The sequence below is a fragment of the Paraglaciecola sp. 25GB23A genome (assembly GCF_040012495.1).
Taxonomy (GTDB): Bacteria; Pseudomonadota; Gammaproteobacteria; order Enterobacterales; family Alteromonadaceae; genus Paraglaciecola.
In genome coordinates, this window is the sequence record NZ_JBDYKM010000060.1 from 1 (window position 1) to 3,179 (window position 3,179).

Annotated in this window: 1 pseudogene; it reads right to left on the bottom strand. The window is 44.2% G+C overall.

The features are described 5' to 3' along the window. A pseudogene (locus tag ABKW31_RS22690) lies at positions 1 to 3,164 on the bottom strand (hypothetical protein); the annotation flags it as partial. Positions 3,165 to 3,179 lie beyond the last annotated feature (15 nt).

A 3,179-nucleotide genomic window follows, 5' to 3' on the forward strand; every position in this document is an offset into this window, starting at 1 on the left:
CCAATAGCAACCAATGGATAAGTATCATTTACATCAAGGATACCGTCGTTATCGTCGTCTAAATCGGTCGCGTTTGATATGAAATCGCCGTCGGTATCAAGCGGTAAACTTGAAGCCCTTAAAGGGTCACTGCCCGCCGCTATTTCATCGAGATCTAGATAACCATCACAGTCGTCGTCAGGGCGTGTTTCATTATGAATACCGTTGTTATCTGGGTCGGTATTAACAGGTAAAACAATGCTATCAATCCAGACCGAATCGTCACCGGCTGAGTCTGCGGAGTCTTTTATGTAGGTCCAACTGATGCTGCGCTCGCCTGCGGTAATGGGGTAACGATAGAGTGTCCAGTCTTGCTCGCCACTGTAACGGGCGATTTCAGCATCATCAACACGGAGAATTAATTCATCATATTGGTCTTCGGTGGAGACTTTAAGAGCAAAACTAAAATGGCCATCATTAAAGGTATTCTGATAAGTCAAACTTGAAGAACCACCATTTTCATGGCCCGCAATCTTATAACTATGACTGCCGTGATACCCGTCGCGGTTAGTCACTTCCCAGTTTGGATCGTAGCTGAAATCAACCTGACAACTGGCTGCTTCAAAGGAATACAGGGTGAAATCTAAATTCGCTGGTATGTCATTTATATTATTATCACTGCTGCCATATAAATACTCATCCATCGCCACAATGCCATCACCATCATGGTCAATCAATGCATCCAACGCATCAAGTGAATTCAGGCTATTGTTAATCTCATATTCATCTGGTATGCCGTCATTATCATCATCAATATCAGCATTATTACCGATCCCGTCACCGTCCGTGTCGAACTGTTCATTATTATTTTGAGGGAATACATCATTTGTGTCGGACACTCCATCATTATCTGAATCGACTTCTATTAATTGTTCAGGAGTGCTTTTAATTAGACCTGAATGGGAAGATAGACCACTACCAAGCGAGCCTCTCATATCCCACCCCCAACCCCATCTTGTCCCATCCATTTTAATAGCAAAACTATATGAAGAACCTGCACTAACATAGGCCCAATTCGTTTCATCATTTATCCTGTAGGGTTCTAAGCGGTCTAAAGTATCAGAAGTCCCTAGCTGACCCGTACTATTCAAACCCCATGCCCAAAGCGTTCCATCGAATTTAATAGCGATAACATGGTTATCTCCAGCTTTGACAGTACGCCAATCTTTTTTAACCCCTACTTGCACCGGAGTTGTTTTATTCTCTAACGTGCCGTGTCCCAGTTTACCTGAGTTATTGGCACCCCATGACCATAGCGAGCCATCAGATTTGATTGCTAAAGTGAAACTGTCCCCAGCGACAATTTGAGTCCAACTAGTATCCACTCCAACTCTAGTAGGAGATATATAAGAGCCGTTATTGGCACTACCTAATCCTAATTGGCCAAGACTATTGCTTCCCCATGCCCAAAGTGTCCCGTCAGTTTTAATTGCAATGGTATGAGTCCTCCCCGCAGCAACACTAAACCAATCTGTATCTATTCCTACTTGAGTTGGTAGCTCTTGAATAGAGTCAGCACCATAACCATGTCCTAATTGGCCATAACTGTTATTACCCCAAGACCATAGAGTACCGTCCACTTTTAAAGCAAAATTTTGTCCTGATGGAGTGCTCCCCCACGAACCACTTGCAGAGACTTGTGTCCACGTGTTATCCGTACTAATTTTAGTCGGTGTTAATATATGTCCTGATGTATCGGCGCCTAATTGTCTTTGATAATTTGCGCCCCATGCCCATAGCGTCCCATCAGAGTTAATGGCTAAATTATGTGCGGTGCCACTAGCAATACTCTTCCATGTACTTTCAGGCTTTACAATTATAGGGCTTGATTCTGTGAGATAGAAACCTGATTCACCATTACCTAACTGACCTAATCTATTCATCCCCCAGGACCAGAGAACACTATTTTCATCCAAAGCAATACTATGCAAATGTCCAGATGCTATTGACTGAAAATTTTGCTTTACAACGGGCGTATCCTGGACGGGGAAGGTAACTTTGGTCGTGCCTTCAAAACCCAATTTCCCAAAGCTGTTACTCCCCCAAGCCCAGAGACCGTCATCGGTTTTTGTACCTAAAGAGTGGCCACCACTAGCACCATCGCCACCTACTGTAATACTCCGCCAACTTGTGTCGATGCCTATTTGTACTGGTGTCGTTCTATTTGTTGAGGAACCATCGCCTAGTTCACCGTAATAGTTTGAGCCCCAAGCCCAAAGAGTACCGTCTGTTTTAAGCGCTAAAGTATGCACAAATCCTACCGCAACACTCTGCCAATTTGAGTCACTTGCAACCTGCGTCGGTGTATTCTTACTTATCGTAGTGCCATCGCCTAATTGCCCATAACCGTTATCACCCCAGGCCCAGAGAGTCCCATTGGTTTTAATGGCAAAAGAGCTGTCACCTCCTGCGCCAGCCAGCAGCCAATCGTTTTCACTGCCAATTTGTACGGGAGTATTTTTACTGGTGTTGGTTCCATCGCCTAATTGGCCATTACCATTAAAGCCCCAACCCCAGAGGCTGCCGTCGGTTTTAATAGCTAAAGAGTAACTGCCACCTACTTCAACACTCTGCCAATTGGTTTCATTACCTATTTGTACTGGTGCCATTCTATTTATTGTACTTCCTTCACCTAATTGTCCATAATGATTGAGGCCCCAAGCCCAGAGGGTACCATCAGTTTTAATAGCTAATGAATGTGAAGTGCCTGCTACAGCTGTTTGCCAGTCACTTTCTGTACTAACTTGAGTCGGCGTATTTCTATTTGTTTTAGATCCATCTCCTAATTGACCATAACGATTATCCCCCCACGCCCAGAGGGTATTATCAGACTTAATAGCCAGAGTACGGTACCCTCCAGCATTAACAAAACGCCAATTTGTGTCTATACCTATTTTTACTGGCGCAGTCGCACTAACTGTCGAGTCAACGCCTAGCTCACCATAATTGTTTGAGCCCCATGCCCAAAGCGTGCCGTCTAATTTGATTGCTGAAGAGTGGAGCTCTCCTGCCGAAACTTGAAGCCACTGCCCTTCAATAGAAGCATTGGCCGCAAAGTTCGCAGACAACAAAACAAAAAACACGAAACAAGACTTCAAACGAAGCTTAGACAAAAACGTGAACATAATTGGCATTCCTTT